This window comes from Meiothermus sp., assembly GCF_025056915.1.
In the GTDB taxonomy this organism is placed as follows: Bacteria; Deinococcota; Deinococci; order Deinococcales; family Thermaceae; genus Meiothermus.
In genome coordinates, this window is the sequence record NZ_JANWVH010000165.1 from 1 (window position 1) to 1310 (window position 1310).

Consider the following 1310-nt stretch of genomic DNA (forward strand, 5'->3'; position numbering starts at 1 on the left):
CTTTGCTTTTGGCCCTGGATTCAGGAGGCTTTATGTGTCACCTCGTCGTAGAATTGGTATAATCACCAAAGACAGCGATTTCGTTGGTTTTTTGGAACTGCACGGGCCCCCTCCACAGGTGCTGTGGATTACGTTGGGCAACACTTCCAACACGAACCTCAAAGATGTGCTATCGAAGGTATTCGAGCGTGCCCTGAAGCTATTTGCGGCGGGTGAACCTCTGGTTGAGATTGGCGAAGTCTCCTAGCAACGGTTCGCAAGCATGACTTATGTCGTTCAAAACAAAAAACCTAATAAGCGCTCCTGAGCCCTTGTAACCAAGTTGGGTCTTGCCACGCCCCCCCTGCTAAGGTGGCTCGCACAAGGAGGTGAGGCGTGGATGATGACGAGAGCAAGCGCGAATACCGGCTCATCGTGCAGCCGCCGGACGAAACCCACCCCTGGCAGGCCCGCCTCGAGCGGGCGGGAGAGGTGCTCGAGTTCGAAAGCCCCCTGGAACTGGTGGCCTGGCTCGAGGCCCAGCTCAAGCAAAAAGGCTGTCAAGGAGGATTGAGATGAAACGTAGATGGTTGTTGGCAATAGTGGCCGGCATTCTGGCAGCTTGCAGCAGCCCGCCCCCACAAGAGGGTTCGATAGGCCCGGACATTATGGAGCGCCTGACGGTGGATGGATACCCAGCCGTGCGCCTGCGCAATGGGGAGGTCAAGTTGCTGAACAAACCCGAGGAGACCCAGTGGTATCTGGATCGCTTTCCTCCCCCAACCTCCAGCGGGTCTGCTATGCTGCGCCCCCAAAACCTGCCCAGCGCGGTAGACCTTACCCCCTTTCAAACCCCGGTGAAAGACCAGGGGGAACGGGGCACCTGCACGGCCTTTGCAGTGGTGGGGGCCCTCGAGGCGGCCTACAAGCGCGCTTATAACCTTACCCTGGACCTCTCGGAGGAGTTCCTGAACTGGCAGGACAAGGTCAACGTGCTGGATACCCAAAGCCCACCCGTGCCTCCCAGTCAGTCCGAGAATTACCTGGCGGTTTGGGGTGGGGGCAGTGCCAATTACAAGCTGCAAAACATCATGAACGGTAAACTGGGCATCCCGCTGGAAAGCCAGGCCCCGTACAACGGGCAGGAATCGTTTGGAGACTCGGGCAAGTGGCTGCCCCCCATCACCCGCAATAGCCCGCAGCGCTTGATGGGCGATGCCAACCTGAGCCAGCGCACCCAGACCTACAACATCCCCACCCCACTGGACTGGCTGATGCTGCCCCAGGTGGCCCTCGAGGAAGGCCGCTACCGGGTCAACCAGGCGGTCTTT

The 1310-nt window shown here is 58.9% G+C and carries 3 protein-coding genes; all 3 read left to right on the forward strand.

All coding sequences use genetic code 11. The features are described 5' to 3' along the window. Positions 1-247: DUF5615 family PIN-like protein (locus tag NZN28_RS14435; protein ID WP_295399339.1), on the forward strand; the 247-nt coding region annotated here is incomplete at its 5' end. Positions 248-375: 128 nt separating this feature from the next. Further along, the gene (locus NZN28_RS14440) at positions 376-558 is read left to right on the forward strand and encodes a hypothetical protein (RefSeq protein ID WP_295399341.1); all 183 of its coding nucleotides are present in this window, start codon (positions 376-378) and stop codon (positions 556-558) included. Then, positions 555-1310, forward strand: a 756-nt coding sequence (locus NZN28_RS14445) for a C1 family peptidase (protein ID WP_295399343.1), incomplete at its 3' end; no start/stop codon positions are given. The genes NZN28_RS14440 and NZN28_RS14445, both read left to right, overlap by 4 nt.